Consider the following 18,792-nt stretch of genomic DNA (forward strand, 5'->3'; position numbering starts at 1 on the left):
GGATACTAATAGAGTGATTTTTACTTTGGCTCGGGGCGTTCTTAAATGAACTGAGAAGTACCCGTATTACCTGATCTGGATAATGCCAGCGTAGGGAAGTCTTGGTATCTCTGGTTTGATACCCGCTTTTCTTGGGCTGGTGGTAGGAACTACCATCATGAGAATTAATTCATTGACCATTGCAGGAACCGATCCTAGCGGTGGTGCCGGCATTCAAGCTGATCTAAAAACATTTTCTGCACTTGGCGTATATGGAACAACTGTAATAACAGCTCTCGTTGCGCAAAATACAACAGGAGTGCAGACAGTTTATAATATTGAACCTAATTTTATTTCTGCCCAACTTGAATCTGTACTTTCAGATGTCAGAATAGATAGTGTTAAGATCGGTATGTTGTCTAATTCTGCCAATGTTCATGTTGTTTCAGAAGCTTTCCACCGTTATCCGGTTCCTTATATCGTGTTAGATACCGTTATGCTGGCTAAAAGCGGTGATCCTTTACTATCGCAGGAAGCGGTAAAAGCTATGATGGAATTATTATTGCCCATTGTTTCTTTGATTACACCAAATTTGCCCGAAGCTGCAACGTTATTGAAATGCTCTCTTGCTAAAACAGAAGATGAAATGTTGCAACAAGGACGCGAATTGTTATCGATGGGATGCCAGGCTGTTTTATTGAAAGGAGGGCATTTGGACAATAAAGAAAGCCCGGATTGGCTGTTTACGTCTGAAGGAGAGTGGCGTTTTACGGCTCCCAGAGTTAAGACACGCCATACACATGGAACGGGTTGCACTTTGTCGGCTGCTCTTGCAGCGCTGCGGCCGCGTTATGCCGATTGGCAGAGTACAATACCCGTGGCAAAGGCCTATTTGCAGAATGCTTTAATGCAGGCAGGTACGCTGGATGTCGGGAAAGGCATAGGGCCTGTACATCATTTTCATCAATGGTGGTAGGAAATGTGGTAATAATTGGTAATAAAATGTGGTAATAAATAGTAGTAGGAATTATCACAACAATATCGTGGTATTGCGATTAAAAATGGGGATATGAAATCCCCATTTTTAATACAGTAAATTAAGCAAATTCTATCAGGCGATGGTGACGCTTTTGTCAAGATACACATCCTGAACAGAATGGATCAATGAAACGCCTTCTTTCATTGATTTCTTAAATGCTTTGCGTCCTAGGATCAGTCCCATACCTCCGGCACGTTTGTTGATGACTGCGGTACGGACAGAATCACTCAGATCATTCACCCCGGAAGCTCCGCCAGAATTGATCAAACCTGCACGTCCCATATAGCAGTTGGCGAGTTGATAGCGAACCAAGTCGATAGGGTGATCTGTTGTTAGATCAGTATAGACACGTTTATCTGTGTGTCCGAAACTGATTGCGGTATATCCGCCATTGGTTTCTGCCATTTTTTGCTTAACAATATCTGCGCCGATAGTCGCTGCTAGATGGTTTGCCTGACCAGTTAAATCGGCACTTGTATGGTAATCAACGCCATCTTTTTTGAAAGCTGAATTGCGTAAATAAGCCCACAACACAGTTACCATACCTAATTCATGCGCTCGTTCGAAAGCGGCAGAAATTTCCGCTATCTGGCGGCGTGATTCGGGAGAGCCGTAATAAATCGTAGCACCAACTGCAACTGCCCCTATATTAAATGCTTGCTCAACGCTGGCATACAAGGTTTGGTCATATTGAGCTGGATAGGTCAATGTCTCGTTGTGATTGAGTTTCACTAGAAACGGAATCTTATGGGCATAACGGCGAGAGACGGATGCCAGAACACCATAAGTTGAGGCAACACAGTTACATCCTGCTTCGATTGCTAATTCAACAATATTTTTAGGATCAAAATAGAGTGGGTTGGTTGCAAAAGAAGCACTTGCCGAGTGTTCAACACCTTGATCAACCGGCAAAATTGAAAGATAGCCAGTTCCAGCCAGACGCCCGTGATTAAACAAAGTTTGCATTGAACGCAATACAGAGTTTGGCCGATTATTTTCAATCATTACACGATCGACAAAATCTGTGCCTGGGAGGTAAAGATTTTCACGTGAAATGGTATTGCATTGATGTTGCAATAAACTTTCTGCGTCTTTTCCTAACAACTTCACTATATCAGTCATGTTTAACTCCAGTTTGCAAAAGGCGCTACTGATTGTTGTTTATATTTGTACTGAGTACAAGATAAGCAGAGAGGGAAGCTGTAGTGGATCGCTTCAGTCGAAGTTATTTTTTATAGTTAATGCTATGTTTATTAAAATTTCACTATTCCATATCCGTTATGCAGATATGTGCAATGAAATAATGTTGGTGCAATTTGTTGTGAATAAATATTTAAAAGCGTTTTTTGATCGGCTAATGGAGAATAAATTTCTCTAAAAATTTCTTCATAAATTTGAATAATATTTATCTGAGATAATTTTTTTATTTACAATTAATTTTGTTATTAAATATACGTCAATTTTTGGCAAAAGAAATCTAATAATTATTAATTTAATCAATGATTACCTGATGTTTGATATTGTGGTTAATTGTTTGAATCTAATCCATTTCCTGTAAAAGAAAAAGGCTAGCCCAAGGGAGATTGAGCTAGCCAAGGAGGTGGTTCCTAGTCTTACAATGAAACTTTTTTAGTTCTTCATTTTTCAGAACTGATAGTACGAGAAATAAAATAGTATTGATGTGATCTGTTTCTAAAAAAATAGAACTATTTCTTTAAAAGCCATGCCAGATTATTGTAAAGGATCCATTTTTACATGCGGTGCTCTGGTATTACTTCCTTTGAGATTGCGGATCAACAGAGCAAAATTCAGTTCAATTTCTACCGGAACAGGCAGGTAAACGATGTGACCATCCCCTGGCGCGACTTCGATGGACTGGCCTTTTTTGTTTGTCATTGATGTCAGCATAAAGTTGATATTGCCCGCAGGGGTCATCACCTCAAGGCTGTCACCAACGAGGAATTTGTTTTTTACTGCCACCTCTGCCAGGCCATTGACCCGGTTGCCGGTAAATTCTCCAACAAATTGCTGTGTATCTGATACTGAATAACCATATTCATAAGTCTGGTAAGCATCGTGAGTATGACGGCGCAAAAAGCCTTCTGTATAACCTCGATGTGCCAAACCTTCCAGTGTGCTCATCAATGTAGGATCGAAAGGTTTGCCAGCCACTGCATCATCAATGGCACGGCGATATACCTGAGCAGTGCGGGCACAATAGTAGAAAGATTTTGTGCGGCCTTCTATTTTCAATGAATGAACGCCCATTTTAGTCAGTCGTTCTACATGCTCAATTGCGCGTAAGTCCTTAGAATTCATAATATAGGTGCCATGTTCATCTTCAAATGCACTCATATACTCACCGGGACGCTTGGCTTCTTCGATCATAAATACTTTGTCTGTCGGGTCACCTTCTCCCAGCGTTGGCTCCACATTTTTAACCGGAATATTTTTGACCGGAATAGGTTCATGAGTATGGACAATATTTCCGACGTCATCTTCTTTTCCTTCCTGCACATTATATTCCCAGCGACAGGCGTTGGTGCAGGTGCCCTGATTAGGGTCACGTTTGTTGATATAGCCTGATAACAGGCAACGTCCAGAATAGGCCATACAGAGTGCGCCATGAACAAAAACTTCAAGCTCCATTTCAGGGACCTGTTGACGGATTTCGGCAATTTCTTCCAGTGAAAGCTCACGGGAGAGAATGACTCGTGTTAATCCCATTTGTTTCCAGAACTTAACTGTTGCCCAGTTAACGGCATTCGCTTGTACGGAAAGGTGGATATCCATCTCAGGAAAGGTTTCACGTACCATCATAATTAAGCCGGGATCGGACATAATCAATGCATCGGGTCCCATCTCAATCACAGGTTTTAAGTCGCGAATAAAGGTTTTTAGTTTTGCATTATGCGGTGCGATATTAACTACGACATAAAAACGTTTGCCCAAAGCATGCGCTTCTTTAATTCCTTGAGCCAGTGTTTCATGATTGAATTCGTTGTTACGAACACGAAGGCTGTAACGGGGCTGACCGGCATAAATGGCATCCGCGCCATAGGCAAAGGCATAGCGCATGTTTTTCAAGGAGCCGGCGGGAGAAAGTAGTTCTGGAGTAAACATATTATTAACGTTCTCAGTCTGAGTTCAAATCAGACCTTACCCTATCTGTTTATCATTACTAAGGGTAAGGTTAAAGGAGAAGGATTTTAGCGCTTATTCCGCTGATGACACAAATTTATTGTGGAAAAGAGAGGGAAATAAAAATGGAAAAAGAGCCAGAAATGCGCCGCTAATACGGCGCAGTTAATTAATTACGTTTGGTCAAATCCCGAACTTTATCTGTTGCTCCGATCTTCATGACAGACTGGATGCCTTTCTTCATCGCGGTTTCATTGCCATAATATTCACTGATACCAATAACCTGATGATTTCTTGCCTTTAAGACAAAATAACTTTTGCCAGATTTATTCTTTCTTACTTCATGACGAGTTTTGTCCGGGGAGTTGACTTGTACCGAGTAGATCCCTTTATTAGCAGCCGCTTTGGTGGTGTACATTTCACTGCTGAGAATAATGTCACCGTTTGCTGCTACCAGATTGAAATAAAATTGCCCGTTCTTTGTTTTCTTAAGATCATAATGCCCAGTAGCCATAAGAAATTCTCCTGATTGGGTAATTATCAGCTTAAGTTTAGCTTGAAATTTATTCAGGTGAATTTTTTAACAAAAATTAGGGTCACATCAGACGGCAAATTTCGGCTTCCCAGCGGTATCCCAAGCCATAAATCGAGCGAATAAAAGATTTATCCTCATCTAATTGTTCTAATTTTCTACGTAAGTTTTTGATATGGCTGTCGATAGTGCGATCATTAACAATACGATGATCGTTGTAGAGATTATTCAGTAGCTGATCACGGGAAAAGACCCGCCCAGGCTGGCTGGATATTATCTTAAGTAGCCGGAATTCAACCGGTGTCAGATCCAAAACCCGTTCAAGATAGCGAGCTTGAAAATGATTTTCATCAATTGTCAGAGTCCCTTGCTCGCTAATGATATCTTGTGGTCGATAACAGCGGCGTAAAATCGTTTTCACTCTGGCAACTATTTCTCGTGGGCTATAAGGCTTACAAACATAATCATCTGCACCAATTTCCAGCCCTAACAGGCGGTCAATCTCCTCTGTTTTGGCTGTCATCATAATAATGGGAATATCAGAAAATTTGCGGATTTCCCTACAGACTGACAAACCATCAAGCCCAGGCAGCATAAGATCGAGCAGGATAATATCGGGTTGGTGTTGCTGGACATGAGTAATCACTTCATCACCACGTACCAACCATTGTGTTTGATAATTTGCAGTTTGCAGATAATCGACAAGTAACTGTCCCAGTTTGGGCTCATCTTCCACGATCAGAACGGTATATTGTGGACTCATTATTCTTATATTCAGTGTCTTATATTCAGCGTCTTATGTTCAGAAAATTGGGTCAAAGGTAATTCTACGTGAATTTTAAGGCCGCCTAAAGGTGATATTTCTGCTTGAATAAGACCATTGTGTGCTTCAATGATATTATAACAGATCGCCAGACCCAAACCCGAACCACCGCTGGCACGGTTGCGGGAAGATTCGCAGCGATAGAACCGTTCAAAAATACGTTGGCATTGCTCAGTAGTCAAGCCGGGAGCGCTATCCTGCCAGTTTAGTACCCATTTTTGCTGCTCTATATGTCCGCAAATAACCACTTTTCCGTAATCAGCGGTATAACGTAAGCTATTTTCCAGTAAATTCTGAAATAACTGTGTTAATCGCTTGGGATCGGCAAACAATAGGATGTTTTCTGGTAAATGTAGTTCCAGAGCAATCTGTTTATCGGCAAAACGCCCCTGGTAAGCAGCCACAGCTATTTTCAGCAGTTCATCGATATTTATCAGTTCCTTCCGGTAAGCCAGAGAACCCGGATCTGATAGGGACAACAAATGCAAGTCATCCACTAGTTTTGTCAGGATAGTAACTTCGGTCAGTAAGGAGTGGATAGTTGCTTGTGTCGGTTGTCGGACACCATCTTGCAGAGCTTCCAGCTCACCACGCAAAATAGAGAGTGGAGTACGTAATTCGTGGGAGATATCTGCCATGTGATCCTGACGCATCTGTTCATTTTTTTCTAATGTACAAGCCAGAAGATTAAAATCTGATGCCAGTTGACCAATCTCATCTTTGCTGGATACTGCTACACGAATACTAAAATCACCGGAAGCCAGTTTATGTGTTCCTTCTACCAGCCGTTTAACCGGTTTCAGAAATCCACGGGATAAGAAAAAAGTTGCTATCAAGGCTAACAGAGTGGAAAAGCCGGCGATAATCCAGCTAGTCATTTGTTGCTGGCTGGCGAAACTGATATCGGCTTGACGGGTAATTTTGTCAGAAGCACTGACAATTACCCAACCAACAACTTCATTTTGATAAATCACAGGCTTGCGATAGGTTTCTTCAGACATATTATCCGCATGGCCCACTAAACGATTCATGTGGCGATCAACAACCCAGAACTGAGTACGCCAGTCGTGGGGGGAGGACTCCTGATGGTTGTTACTGCCCTGCTCAATATCACGGATAATCTGAAAAATAACGCGATCATTTTTGGTCAGGAAATCCCAATTACCGTATTGCTGGTACTGTTCTGTCAATGCTTCTGCCAGCATGTTGGCACGCATTTGGCTATTTTGTTTGATATAACCAATGAATCCATGTTGGAAACTGAGGCGAATCCCCCAGTGCATTGTTACTAGTACCAGCATACAGGTAGCAAAAATTGCCAGAAACAATTTTCTGCTGATCCCTGTTTTCATCTTGAATTTCACGATGGCTTTATTCTCTGAAATTTTGCTGCTCTGTGTTGGCGCCATTTTTCACGTAGCTGGTCAAAAAATAGATAGACCACAGGTGTAGTATATAACGTAAGAAGCTGGCTCATTACCAGACCACCAACAATAGTCATTCCCAGAGGATGGCGTAATTCAGCACCATCGCCGTTACTCAGTACCAAAGGCAGAGCTCCGAACAAGGCTGAAAGTGTAGTCATCATGATCGGCCGGAATCTTAACAAACTGGCCTGAAATATTGCTTCTTGGGCACTTAACTGACCATTTCGCTGAGCTTCAAGAGCAAAATCCACCATAATAATGGCATTTTTCTTCACAATACCAATTAGCAGCATAATCCCAATCATGGCGATCAGACTAAAAGGAGTATTGAAGAGCTCCAATGCCAGCAAGGCTCCAACTCCCGCAGAAGGCAGGGTGGAAAGAATTGTCAGAGGATGAATATAGCTTTCATAAAGTACGCCCAGTACCAGATAAACAGTAATAATTGCCGCAAGGATCACCAGTAACTGAGAACGCTGACTTTCTTCAAATTTTTGCACTGTACCAGTAAAAGAAAGACGTACTGTTGATGGAACACCGAGTTCTGTCATTGTGCGTTCTATTGCTCTGGTTGCATCAGACATCGTATAACCTTCTGCGATATCGAAGGAGATCATAGAAGCGGCTGAAAGCCCTTGGTGATAAACATCTAATGGTGCATTGGTTGGTCGCCAGCTTGCAAAATAAGAGAGTGGGATACGTTTTCCTTCTTTATTGATAACAAAAATTTTCTCTAATGAGCTGGCATCCTGATTATATTCAGGTGCGACTTCCATCACTACTTTGTATTGGTTCAGTGGTTGATAAATGGTTGAAATCGGTTGTTGTCCAAAAGCGTTACCGAGCAAGCTATTGGCTTGGGCGACACTAATGCCGAGGCGAGCCATCAGATCACGATCATAGGTGATTGTGAGTTCGGAACCTTTACTGTCATCGTCCGAATTTACTCCTGTTAATTGCGGTACTTTCTTCAGGGCTTTTTGGATAATAGGTGTCCATTTGCGAAGTTCAGAAAAATCATCTGACAGCAAAGTAAATTGATAAATGGATCTGGCATTACCTCCGCCTCCGCCAGAGCTGAGATCCTGAATAGGTATCAAGTAAAGTTCTGCACCCGGCTCGTGGGATAATTTTTTCCTTAAACGGGTCATGACTTGTTCGATATTCTCTGTTCGTTCACTCAATGGTTTTAAGCCCATAAATATAAAACCGACATTGATGCTGCTTCCACCTGTAAATCCTGTAATATTTTCAACAGTTGGGTCTGCATTGATAACCCCTATGAAATATTCCATTTTTTTACGCATGGCCTGAAATGAAATACTTTGATCAGCAACAACGAAGCCTATTAATCGGCCTGTATCCTGTCTGGGGAAAAAAGTTTTCGGAATACTGATATAAAGCCAGACATTCAGCGCAATAATCCCAATCAGTGTCAATAAAACCCAACGAGTATGGTTAAGTATCCATTTTAATGAGCGTCCGTAGTATTGCTGGAGTCTCAGTAAAACTTTGCCGAAACCGCGGGTTTTCTTTAGTGATTTTTCCGGTGAAGATTTCAATAAATGAGCGCACATCATCGGCGTTAACGTCAGGGAAACCAACAGTGAAATACCTATTGCGGTTGCGAGCGTAACGGCAAAATCAAGGAATAGTCTGCCAAGTAACTCATCTATCAGTACAAGGGGTATAAAGACAGCAACGAGTGAAAGACTCATAGCAAGAACAGTAAAACCAACTTCTCTTACTCCTTTAAGAGCGGCTTGTGCTGGTTTCAACCCGGCTTCCAGATGGCGGGAAATATTTTCCAGTACCACAATGGCATCATCGACAACGAAACCCGTAGCAATGGTCAGTGCCATCAATGAGAGGTTATTCAGGCTGAAACCACATAAGTACATAGCCGTAAACGTACCAATTAATGATACCGGAACTGCAATTGCCGGGATAAGAGTGGCACGTCCTGAACGCAGGAATAGGAAAACAACCAGGATCACCAGTGCAACAGCGACGGCAAGTGCCCGTTCCACTTCATGCAGGGACGCCCGAATAGGGGGAGAGCGATCCTGTACAACATTTAGCTGAATATTAGCGGGTATTGATGCTCGCAGGGCCGGGAGTTCAGCTCGAATTTTCTCGATGGTTTCAATGATATTTGCACTTGATTCTCGCCGGATAATCAGCGCAATGGCGGGGCCATTGCCGGACATTCCCGCTGCCCAGGTATCTTCGACGGAATCTTTGACCGTTGCGACATCTTTCAAACGAACGGGTGAGCCATTACGATAGTGCACAATAATGGAAGCATAATTGTCCGCTTGCTTGATTTCATCGTTAGTTTGTATTTGCCAGCTTTGTTTATCTGTATCAACGTGTCCTGTTGAGCGTCTGACATTCGCCTTGTTGATAGCTTCGCGAATATTATCAAGAGATACTCCCTGATTGAATAGGGCATTGGGATTCAGTTCGACCCGTATTGCGGGTAGTGAACTACCCGCAACGCTAACTTGGCTAACACCTTCTATTTGTGAGATTTTTTGGGCAAGATGTGTTGAAGCGATATCATACAATTGCCCTTCAGCATAGCTATCTGATGTCAAAGTCAGAATCATGATCGGGGCAGAAGCAAGATTTGCCTTATGGTAGGTTGGGCGGCTTGGCATCCCCGAAGGTAACAGGCTTTCTGCTGCATTTATAGCTGCCTGTACATCCCGTGCTGCCCCATTAATATCCCGGTTCAGCTCAAATTCCAGAAAAATATCACTGGAACCTAATGAACTGCTGGAACTCATCTCTTTAATACCAGCAATTCTGCCGAGTGAACGTTCTAATGGAGTGGTGACGGAAGAAGCCATCGTTTCCGGTGATGCTCCGGGCATTGAAGCAGAAACTGTAATCACCGGAAAATCAACCTGCGGTAATGGTGATATTGGCAACAGGGTAAAGCTAACAGCACCAAATAGCGTAATGGCTACGCTTAATAGTGTGGTTGCGACAGGCCGCTGGATAAATAAGGCGAAAAATTTCACAGCGGCTCCTGATGGTCAGTAGAAGAATGAGCTAATTTTACTTGATCGTCGTTTCGTTGCTTAGAATCACTCTTATACTTGTATTTACTCTTGTAATAGTGCCCTAGCCGATCAAATAGCAGGTAAATAACAGGTGTTGTAAATAAGGTCAGGATCTGGCTCATAATCAACCCGCCTACCATACTAACTCCCAAAGGACGGCGCAGTTCAGCGCCAATTCCGTTGCTGAGCATTAATGGCAGTGCCCCCAATAGTGCAGCCATCGTTGTCATTAATATTGGCCTGAAACGTAAGAGGCAGGCTTGAAAAATGGCATCATAGGGTGACATTCCGTTTTCCCGTTCTGCTACTAAAGCAAAATCGATCATCATGATAGCGTTCTTCTTCACAATACCAATCAGCAAAATAATCCCAATGATGGCAATAACATCCAGTTCATAGCCACCTAGCATTAAAGCCAATAATGCTCCGACGCCAGCAGTGGGGAGGGTTGACAGGATAGTTACCGGATGAATAAAGCTTTCATACAGTATGCCAAGCACAATGTACATCGCAACGACAGCAGCCAGTATCAGCAATAAGGTATTACTCAGTGCATTCTGGAATGCCAGTGTTGCTCCCTGAAACTGTGTGTTGATATCGTTTGGTATATTAATTGCGTGTTCTGTTTCCTTCACTGCATTAACTGCTGCTTCCAGAGAAGTGTTGGGTGCAATATTGAATGAAAAAGTGGTGGCAGGAAACTGTTGCAGATGATTGATGGATAAATAACCCAATTGTTGTTTCACTGTAGCGATAGCGGTTAGGGGCACTGTCTTGCCATCAGCGCTAATAAGACGGACATCATTGAGTGCATCAAGACCGGGTGAATGCGTTGTATCCTGCTCCAGCACGACGCGGTATTGATTCGCCTGTGTGTAAATGGTCGAAATTAACCTTTGACCAAAAGCGCTATACAGTGTGTTATCAATATCAGCCATGGAAATACCTAGCCGACTGGCCATATCGCGATTCACATCAATATAAGCAACTAATCCCCTGTTTTGCCAATCATTACTGATATCAACCAATTCAGGACGTTTTTTTAGTGCTTCCTGTAATTTTGGAACCCAGACATTAAGTTCATTAAGAGAAGTAGCCTGTAAAGTAAATTGATATTGGGTACGGGAAACCTGAGTATCAATTGTCAGATCTTGAGTCGGTTGTAGATACAAGGTTACATCGGGTACTTTGGCCACTTGAGCTTGCAGGCGGGGAATAATTTCTTCAATTCTATCGTCACGCTGATCAAAAGGCTTAAGCGTAATTTGCAAACGCCCATTGTTCAATGTTGGGTTACTACCATCAACGCCAATAAACGTAGTTATATTCTTCACAGCCGGATCCTTTAGTAACAATGAAGTTACCTGACGCTGTTTGTCTGCCATAGCGCTGAAAGAGATGGATTGTGGGGCTTCCAGTGTTCCCTGAATTAATCCATTATCCTGCAATGGGAAAAATCCTTTTGGGATCATGATATAGAGCAGAACAGTTAAAGCCAGAGTACTGAGTGTAACACCGAGTGTTATCCAGGGATGATTCAGGACACGTTTCAGCCATGTGCCATATATCGCAATTATCCACTCAAAGAAACGTTCACAGGCTTGTTCAAAGCGATTATGTTTAACATCCGTTTCTGCTTTCAACATTTTTGCGCACATCATTGGTGTCAGTGTCAGTGAAACTACGGCTGAAATTAAAATCGCTACCGCCAATGTAATTGCAAACTCCCGGAATAAACGACCGACAATATCTCCCATAAATAACAGAGGGATCAGAACGGCAATCAAAGAAAAAGTCAGTGAAATAATGGTAAAACCGATTTCACCGGCTCCCTTTAATGCGGCAGTCAGCGGTTTTTCTCCTCGCTCAATATGGCGGGAAATATTTTCGATAACCACAATGGCATCATCGACTACAAAGCCTGTTGCGATGGTTAATGCCATCAAGGTGAGGTTATTGACGGAAAAACCACAAAAGTACATCACCACAAATGTGCCGATCAGGGAAAGTGGCACTGAAATGCTTGGGATCAGGGTGGCAATTGTATTGCGTAAAAACAGGTAAATCACCATCACAACCAATGCAATTGCCAGTAACAACTCAAATTGCACATCCTTGACTGAAGAGCGGATCGTAGCAGTTCGGTCAGTCAGAACATCTACATTCACTGACTTAGGCAGGTTGCTGATCAACTCTGGTAGCATGGAACGAATATGATCAGCAGTTTCAATAACATTAGCACCTGGCTGACGTTGGACATTGATAACAATAGCGGGTTTTTCATTTGCCCATGCGCCCAGTTTGGTATTCTCTGCACCTCGTTCAATTGTTGCAACCTCGCGCAGGCGAATCGGAGCCCCATTTTTATAGGCCACAATTAAATTGCGGTATTCGTCAATGGACTTCATTTGATCATTGGCAGACAAAGTGATCGAACGGGTCGGGCCATCAAAACTGCCTTTTGGTGAATTTACATTCGCACTTACAATTGCATTGCTGATAGTACGACTATCTAACCCTTGTGCAGCGATAGCCTGTGCATTTAACTTCACACGCACAGCAGGGCGCTGTCCTCCAGCCAGCGTGACCAAACCTACACCACCGATTTGAGAAATGCGTTGAGCAACGCGAGTTTCCACCATATCCTGAACCTCTGTCATTGGCAGGGAATCAGAGGTTACGGCCAGGGTTAAGATAGGCGGATCAGCCGGATTGACCTTACTGTAAATTGGCGGATAGGGCAGGTCATCGGGTAATAAATTAATGGTTGAATTAATGGCAGCCTGTACATCCTGCTCTGCTATATCCAATGGCAAGGAGAGCTGGAATACCAGTGTAATAACAGAAGCGCCCCCGGAGCTTTGCGATGCCATCTGCTTCAAACCGGATATTTTCCCGAATCTGCGTTCTAATGGTGCAGTTATAGCAGAAGTCATGACGTCAGGGTTGGCACCGGGATAGAGCGTGATAACTTGAATAGTAGGATAATCTACTTGTGGCAATGCAGAAACGGGTAACATTCGGTAGCCGATAATACCAGAAAGCAATATTGCAATCATAAACAGTGTAGTCGCTACTGGACGCAAAATAAACAAGCGGGACGGGCCGCCCCCTGTTATTGGAGAACCAGGATGCATTAAGTATTCTCCACTTTGCTGTTTGACTGGTCAGATTTATCGCTATTGCTGTTATCTGACTCTGGTTTCAGGGGCTTAACAATCTCGACAGTAGCACCTTCTGTCAATTGATCAGTACCATCTGTCACAACCCGGTCACCGACGGATAAGTTGTTGTTGATAACAACTAATTCGGCGTTTTGCATCCCGATAGTCACCTTATGTTTACTGACCTTATTCTCTTTATCCACCATCCAGACAAAATAACCTTCATTACTCATCTGTAATGCGGCATTTGGGATCACAATGGCGTTGTTGAGCGTATTCACTTTGATCTGAATATTGACAAACTGATTTGGAAACAAAGCGTTATCTTGATTATTGAATTGTGCTTTCATTTTGATGGTGCCAGTAGCAACATCAATCTGGTTGTCAATACTGAGCAATTTGCCTTGTGCCAGTTGTAATCGGTTATTGCGATCCCAGGCGATAACAGCGAGTTCTGTATTGCTCTTTTGTGCCTTCAGTATAGTGCTGAGATCGTTTTCAGGCAGGGAAAACACCACATCAATAGGGTTGACACGTGTGATGACGACAATCGGATTTTCTCCTCCGGAAGAGACATAATTACCAACATCTATCCGTTTCAGACCGACACGACCTGAAATAGGGGCAATAATGCGGCTATAGGTTAATTGCAGTTTTTGTTCATCAATATCTGCCTGAGCAGTTTTTAGGGCGGCTTGATACTGGCGTACTAAGGAAAACTGCTTATCCAACTCTTGTTGAGTAATTAATTTGCTTTTTGCCAATTGCTGGTAGCGAGCCAAATTCTGTTTAGCATCAGCCAGTATCGCTTGATCTTTGACATATTGCCCTTGTGCTTTTGCTAGCCTGACCTGAAAAGGACGGGGATCAATTTCCGCCAGTAAATCGCCTTTTTTGACATGTTGGCCTTCATTAAAATGCAGGGCAATTAATTGCCCATTCACAAGGCTGGTAACATTTACGGTATCAGCGGCCTGAACTGTTCCTAAACCTCCCAGATAATGGGGGACAGACACCATTTTAACGGTAGCCACCTGAACGGGTTGGGTTGGGATAAGGTGCGAATTTTTCTGCAATTCTGACACTTGTGCTGATTTTTCTTCCGATGTGGCTGATTTTTTAAAATAGTTCCATGTAAAAAAAGCAACCGCGATGATAACGGCTAACACAGCAAACCAAAAAAAGTAGGTACGACATTTATTGCTCATATATTCGATATTCTCTTCTTATTGTGCCGATAATCAGTCACACGCATCTTATGCTAAATCAGTGTAAATATATATTTAATTAGTGTACTTGGAGAGAAATAGCCAATCATGGAGAAAATGTGGAAATTATGTCAATGAAATAAATACTATTGTTAGCTGAGTGTAAAAGCTGAATGTTTAAGTTTCCGTGAGAAGCGCTAAAGGGTTTAACGTAACCTGCTTTCATCAGGGAGACTTGTTAGCATTTAGCTGGTAAATGGGACAGTCATTAACCCGACGATCGCAAAAAGGAAATGGGGGATGGTATTGAAAAATATTGTATAAAAGCAAAAATGTCACAGAAAAGACCAAATGATAAATACAAATATGACATGCAGAAAATAGTCAATAAATACGATATCTTATCAGAGGTGATAGAAGGAGATAATGAAAATAGAAACTGAACCCAATGTATTTAAGATATTGGTCAGTGAAATAGTACTATAAGTTATAGATATTAAAGAAATCCTTAGTCAATTATTGAGTAAAGTGCGTATCTTGTCTTGTTTTTCGTTGATATAATATTCCATAATCGCAGGTAAAATGAATGGTTAAAGTTAATAGCAATAAATAGGGTTTGGCTGTAAACGTTATTGCCTAGTGACTTTAATCACATTTTTTTGGAAAACAGTAGCTTTTCAAAATATGTTAGACGCGATTAATAGTACTTTCAAACTTAATCAAAACAGGAAGTTATTATGGCTAATATGATTTATTTAACCTTGCAAGGAGACAAACAAGGGTTGATTTCACAAGGTTGTTCTTCGCTTGAGTCCATCGGAAATAAATATCAGACTGGACATGAAGATGAAATCTTTGTGTTGAATCTGCATCATTCTATTCATAGAGAACAAAATGTTAACCATAGTCCAATTGTGTTTGTAAAGCCACAAGATAAATCATCGCCGTTATTAATGATGGCAATTTCAAATAATGAAAATTTGAATCTGAAATTTGATTTTTATCGCACTTCGCAATTAGGATCTCAAGAGCTCTATTATTCAATTGAGTGTCGTGATGCGACAATCATTGAATTGTCACCAAACTATCCGCATAGTATTAACCATGCGGAATCACAACCGGAAGAAATTGTCTCTATTAAATATAAAGATATTATCTGTCGTCATCATATGGCAGGAACATCTGGATATAGTGTCTGGGACGAAAGAGTGTATTGATAATTTGCAAAAACGCCGATTAAATAATCGGCGTTTCTTGAATACAGAGTTTCTTAAATGTCAGTGAACTCATTAAACCAAAAACAGCGTTGCTAATCCCAAAAAAATAAAGAAACCGCCAGTATCAGTAATTGCAGTAATCATAACACTGGAACCAATCGCAGGATCTCTGCCTAATTTCATCATAATAAAAGGTATCAAGACCCCCATCAATGCAGCCATCAGCAGGTTTAGTATCATTGCCATTGTCATTACGCCACCCATTGCAAGGTCACCATAGAGCACATAAGTGACAATACCCATAATACCTCCCCAAATAACACCATTTATCAGAGCAACACCCAGTTCCCTCAATAAAAGATAAGGGAAACTCCCTGTTTGGATCTGGTGGAGAGCCAATGCCCGTACGATCATGGTGATAGTCTGATTACCGGTATTGCCCCCGATGCCTGCCACAATAGGCATTAAAGTGGCAAGAGCCACGAGTTGGGAAATAGTATGTTCAAACAGGCCGATAACACGTGAAGCGACAAATGCTGTGCACAAATTAATAGCAAGCCAAGCCCAGCGGGTTTTTACTGCCTGCCCAACCGGTGCGAAGACATCTTCTTCACGGCTCAACCCCCCCATACGTCGGATATTGGTATCCGTTTCTTCGCTTAAAGTATCGACGATATCTTCGACAGTCAGACGCCCCATCAAACGCCCGTTACAATCCACTACCGCAGCAGAAATCAGGTCATAACGTTCGAACGCACTGGCAGCATCTTCGCCTTTTTGTTCAGGCAGAAAAGTAACGGTGTCTATGTTCATCACCTCAGCTACAAGTTTATCCGGTGCATTGGTTAGCAAAGTCGTAAGTAGAAGTTCTCCCTGAAGGCGATTTTTACGATCAATGACAAAGATTTTATCCGTTGTTTCTGGAATAGAGCCGCGGGAACGTAGGAAACGCTGAACAGTACCGAGTGTGACGTTACCTCGTACTGTCACAAATTCGAAATCCATCATCTGGCCGATACTGTCCTTATGGTACTGCAATACTTCCCGGATGCGGTTACGCTGGCTAGGCTCCAGATAGGTCAGTAAACGGCGTGTTGTATCCCGGGGAAGGTGTTCAGCAATATAAGCTTGTTCATCGACGTGCAGTGTTCCAATTGCTCTGAGCAGTTCCAGATCAGACATGTCTTTGATTAAGTTATCCCAGACTGGAATAGAGGCTTCCACCAATACCTCACCACGCTGGTTATTATCAATGAGCCGCCATAAAGCAAGGCGTTCATCATAAGGTAATGCTTCCAGAATATCGGCAATATCTGCTGCATGCAGATTGGTCAGCAGGGATTTGACTTCTTCAATCTTCCCTAATAATTGGTCATCGCTAATTTTTGCATGTGCATCAGCTTGCCCCAATAACGAATCAACGAACAGCTTATCGTCAATGAGCAGCGAAAACAGGTTCTGGCGAATGAGCGCCAGCTTTTGGGAATGTTGGCTGGTGACATTCCCATTATCAGGTTTAAAGGCTGGTTGTAACATAGTCTACCTTTAATTTGTGCAAAACTACCCGGTCTAGGGGGATATGGTGCTATTTTGTCTTAGGATTACTATTTTGTTCCATCATATTTTGCTGTTTTTGCTGATGATGTTCCAACGCCGCAATTGGTGATTCCTCTTGGATATGTAAGTGCCAACCTGTCACATCACTCCAGTAAACCTGTTCTTTCTCTAAGTCTAACTGCATCAGTACATTCTGAATTAGATAGTTTTTGGGAAGATAAAGTGTCCAGTGACCATGATCCGTTTCCAACCTTAAAGATTCAGGTGTCGTCGTGGATTGGCGTTGATTATTCAGCAAGGTTGCTAATCTCAATATCTGGAGCATCGGAAGGTATTGCTTTTTCTTGAACAGATAGAAACGGGGATGTTCATGAATTTTAACTGCTTTGCGGTGATAGCGAACCAATGTTGCCAACAATAATTGCTGTTCTTGATTAAAACCGGGTAAGTCCGTGTGTTGCAGAATATAGGCAGAATGCCGCTGTAAGCCACTCAGATTGATGCTTAAGCCAACTTCATGGAGCATCGCTGCCCAGAGCAGAATGGCTTCCAATTGTGGTTGTACTCGTTTTGGATTTTGTGCCGCCCATTGGTCATAAAGTGTTTTGGCTGTGTTCCAGACACGGCTGGCTTGTTCCCTATCAATATTATAGTGATCAGCCAGACTTTTGGCTGTTCTTTGACGAATATCCTGATGGCGGAAGCGATCTTCCATTTCGTAAAGAACACCTTCACGTAATGCTCCGTCGGACAAACGTAATTCTTGAATATGCAGGGCGTCAAATATACCGCATAGAATAGCCAGACCCGGAACAAAAGTTTGTTTGCGATCTTCAGGTAAACCGGGTAAATCCAGAGAGTTGAAGTTTTTGTATTTTAGTACTTGTTTCACCAGCATATGGAGGCGATCTGGTGTAATCAAACCATCTTTTTCACCAAATTCGACCAGTGATTCATGGACTGCTTTGATAGTCCCTGATGCTCCTAAAGCAAAATCCCAGCCTTTTGTGCGAAATGGCCAGATGAGATTTTCTAGTTTTTGTTCTGCCTGAAGCCTTGCTTTGTGGAAATTATGCTCATTTACTACACCACCAGGAAAAAACTGTCGGGAAAAACTCACACACCCCATACGGCGGCTTTCAATTAATAGAGGTTCGAAATCTTCACCAATAACCAACTCGGTGGAGCCACCACCAATATCAATTACCAGCTTACGGCCCTTTTCAGGTTGAGTATGTTCTACTCCCATGAAGATCAAACGGGCTTCTTCATGACCGGAAATAATTTCAATGGGATAAGGAATAACCTCTTTGGCTCGTTGCAGAAATTCTTCCGCATTGGTTGCTTCCCGTAGACTGTGAGTACCTACAAGGCAGACGTTTTCCGCAGAGAAACCCTGCAACCGCTCAGCGAATAGCGACAGGCAGTCAAGACCGCGACTGATAGATTCTTCACTTAACTCATTTTTATCATTGAGTCCATCAGCAAGGTAAACCCGTTTTTTTAGGCGCCCAATAACTTGTAATGCCCCATTTACAATACGGGCGATGACCATATGAAAACTGTTAGAGCCAAGGTCAATGGTTGCAATTTCTAGCGGCTTAGGCGTTGGTTTATCGTGTTTCAACGGCATA

At 42.4% G+C, this 18,792-nt stretch carries 12 protein-coding genes and 1 riboswitch; of the genes, 2 read left to right on the forward strand and 10 right to left on the reverse strand.

Annotated elements, in window-relative coordinates; genetic code table 11:
- Nucleotides 1-21: 21 nt before the first annotated feature.
- A riboswitch (TPP riboswitch) is annotated at nucleotides 22-114 on the forward strand.
- A gap of 40 nt (nucleotides 115-154) precedes the next feature.
- Nucleotides 155-955, forward strand: a complete 801-nt coding sequence (gene thiD, locus AAC852_RS18045) for a bifunctional hydroxymethylpyrimidine kinase/phosphomethylpyrimidine kinase (RefSeq protein ID WP_340622202.1) — start codon at nucleotides 155-157, stop codon at nucleotides 953-955.
- 135 nt (nucleotides 956-1,090) lie between these two features.
- On the opposite strand, the gene fbaB is transcribed toward thiD, so the two are convergent.
- From fbaB to AAC852_RS18085, 8 genes are all read right to left on the reverse strand, one after another.
- Nucleotides 1,091-2,140, reverse strand: a complete 1,050-nt coding sequence (gene fbaB, locus AAC852_RS18050) for a class I fructose-bisphosphate aldolase (protein WP_340622174.1) — start codon at nucleotides 2,138-2,140, stop codon at nucleotides 1,091-1,093.
- Nucleotides 2,141-2,749: 609 nt separating this feature from the next.
- A complete protein-coding gene (gene trhP, locus AAC852_RS18055; RefSeq protein WP_340622175.1) occupies nucleotides 2,750-4,141 on the reverse strand; it encodes a prephenate-dependent tRNA uridine(34) hydroxylase TrhP in 1,392 nt (463 codons plus the stop codon).
- Between the two features lie 187 nt (nucleotides 4,142-4,328).
- A complete protein-coding gene (locus AAC852_RS18060; RefSeq protein WP_340622176.1) occupies nucleotides 4,329-4,673 on the reverse strand; it encodes a YegP family protein in 345 nt (114 codons plus the stop codon).
- An 82-nt stretch (nucleotides 4,674-4,755) separates the two neighbouring features.
- On the reverse strand, nucleotides 4,756-5,454 hold the full coding sequence (gene baeR, locus AAC852_RS18065; protein ID WP_340622177.1) for an envelope stress response regulator BaeR: 699 nt from the start codon (nucleotides 5,452-5,454) through the stop codon (nucleotides 4,756-4,758).
- Between the two features lie 11 nt (nucleotides 5,455-5,465).
- Complete coding sequence (gene baeS, locus AAC852_RS18070) at nucleotides 5,466-6,866, reverse strand: envelope stress sensor histidine kinase BaeS (protein ID WP_340622178.1); 1,401 nt, start codon at nucleotides 6,864-6,866, stop codon at nucleotides 5,466-5,468.
- An 8-nt stretch (nucleotides 6,867-6,874) separates the two neighbouring features.
- Nucleotides 6,875-9,970 carry a multidrug efflux RND transporter permease subunit MdtC gene (gene mdtC, locus AAC852_RS18075; protein ID WP_340622179.1) on the reverse strand — a complete coding sequence of 1,032 codons (3,096 nt, stop codon included), beginning with the start codon at nucleotides 9,968-9,970 and terminating at the stop codon, nucleotides 6,875-6,877.
- The gene (locus AAC852_RS18080) at nucleotides 9,967-13,149 is read right to left on the reverse strand and encodes an MdtB/MuxB family multidrug efflux RND transporter permease subunit (protein WP_340622180.1); all 3,183 of its coding nucleotides are present in this window, start codon (nucleotides 13,147-13,149) and stop codon (nucleotides 9,967-9,969) included. The genes mdtC and AAC852_RS18080 overlap by 4 nt, the downstream gene beginning before the upstream one ends.
- Nucleotides 13,149-14,384 carry an MdtA/MuxA family multidrug efflux RND transporter periplasmic adaptor subunit gene (locus tag AAC852_RS18085; RefSeq protein WP_340622181.1) on the reverse strand — a complete coding sequence of 412 codons (1,236 nt, stop codon included), beginning with the start codon at nucleotides 14,382-14,384 and terminating at the stop codon, nucleotides 13,149-13,151. Before AAC852_RS18085 ends, AAC852_RS18080 begins: the two co-directional genes overlap by 1 nt.
- 737 nt (nucleotides 14,385-15,121) lie before the next feature.
- On the opposite strand from AAC852_RS18085, the gene AAC852_RS18090 reads away from it, so the two are divergent.
- Complete coding sequence (locus tag AAC852_RS18090; protein ID WP_340622182.1) at nucleotides 15,122-15,601, forward strand: Hcp family type VI secretion system effector; 480 nt, start codon at nucleotides 15,122-15,124, stop codon at nucleotides 15,599-15,601.
- A 72-nt stretch (nucleotides 15,602-15,673) separates the two neighbouring features.
- Here AAC852_RS18090 and mgtE read toward each other — a convergent pair whose 3' ends face one another.
- Both mgtE and ppx read right to left on the reverse strand, forming a co-directional pair.
- Entirely contained in the window at nucleotides 15,674-17,137 is a 1,464-nt protein-coding gene (gene mgtE / locus AAC852_RS18095) for a magnesium transporter (protein ID WP_340622183.1), read from the reverse strand.
- Nucleotides 17,138-17,186: 49 nt separating this feature from the next.
- Nucleotides 17,187-18,791: an exopolyphosphatase gene (gene ppx / locus AAC852_RS18100; protein ID WP_340622184.1), complete on the reverse strand. Its 1,605-nt coding sequence runs from the start codon at nucleotides 18,789-18,791 to the stop codon at nucleotides 17,187-17,189.
- Nucleotide 18,792: the final 1 nt, after the last annotated feature.

This window comes from Xenorhabdus siamensis (assembly GCF_037996745.1).
In the GTDB taxonomy this organism is placed as follows: domain Bacteria; phylum Pseudomonadota; class Gammaproteobacteria; order Enterobacterales; family Enterobacteriaceae; genus Xenorhabdus; species Xenorhabdus indica.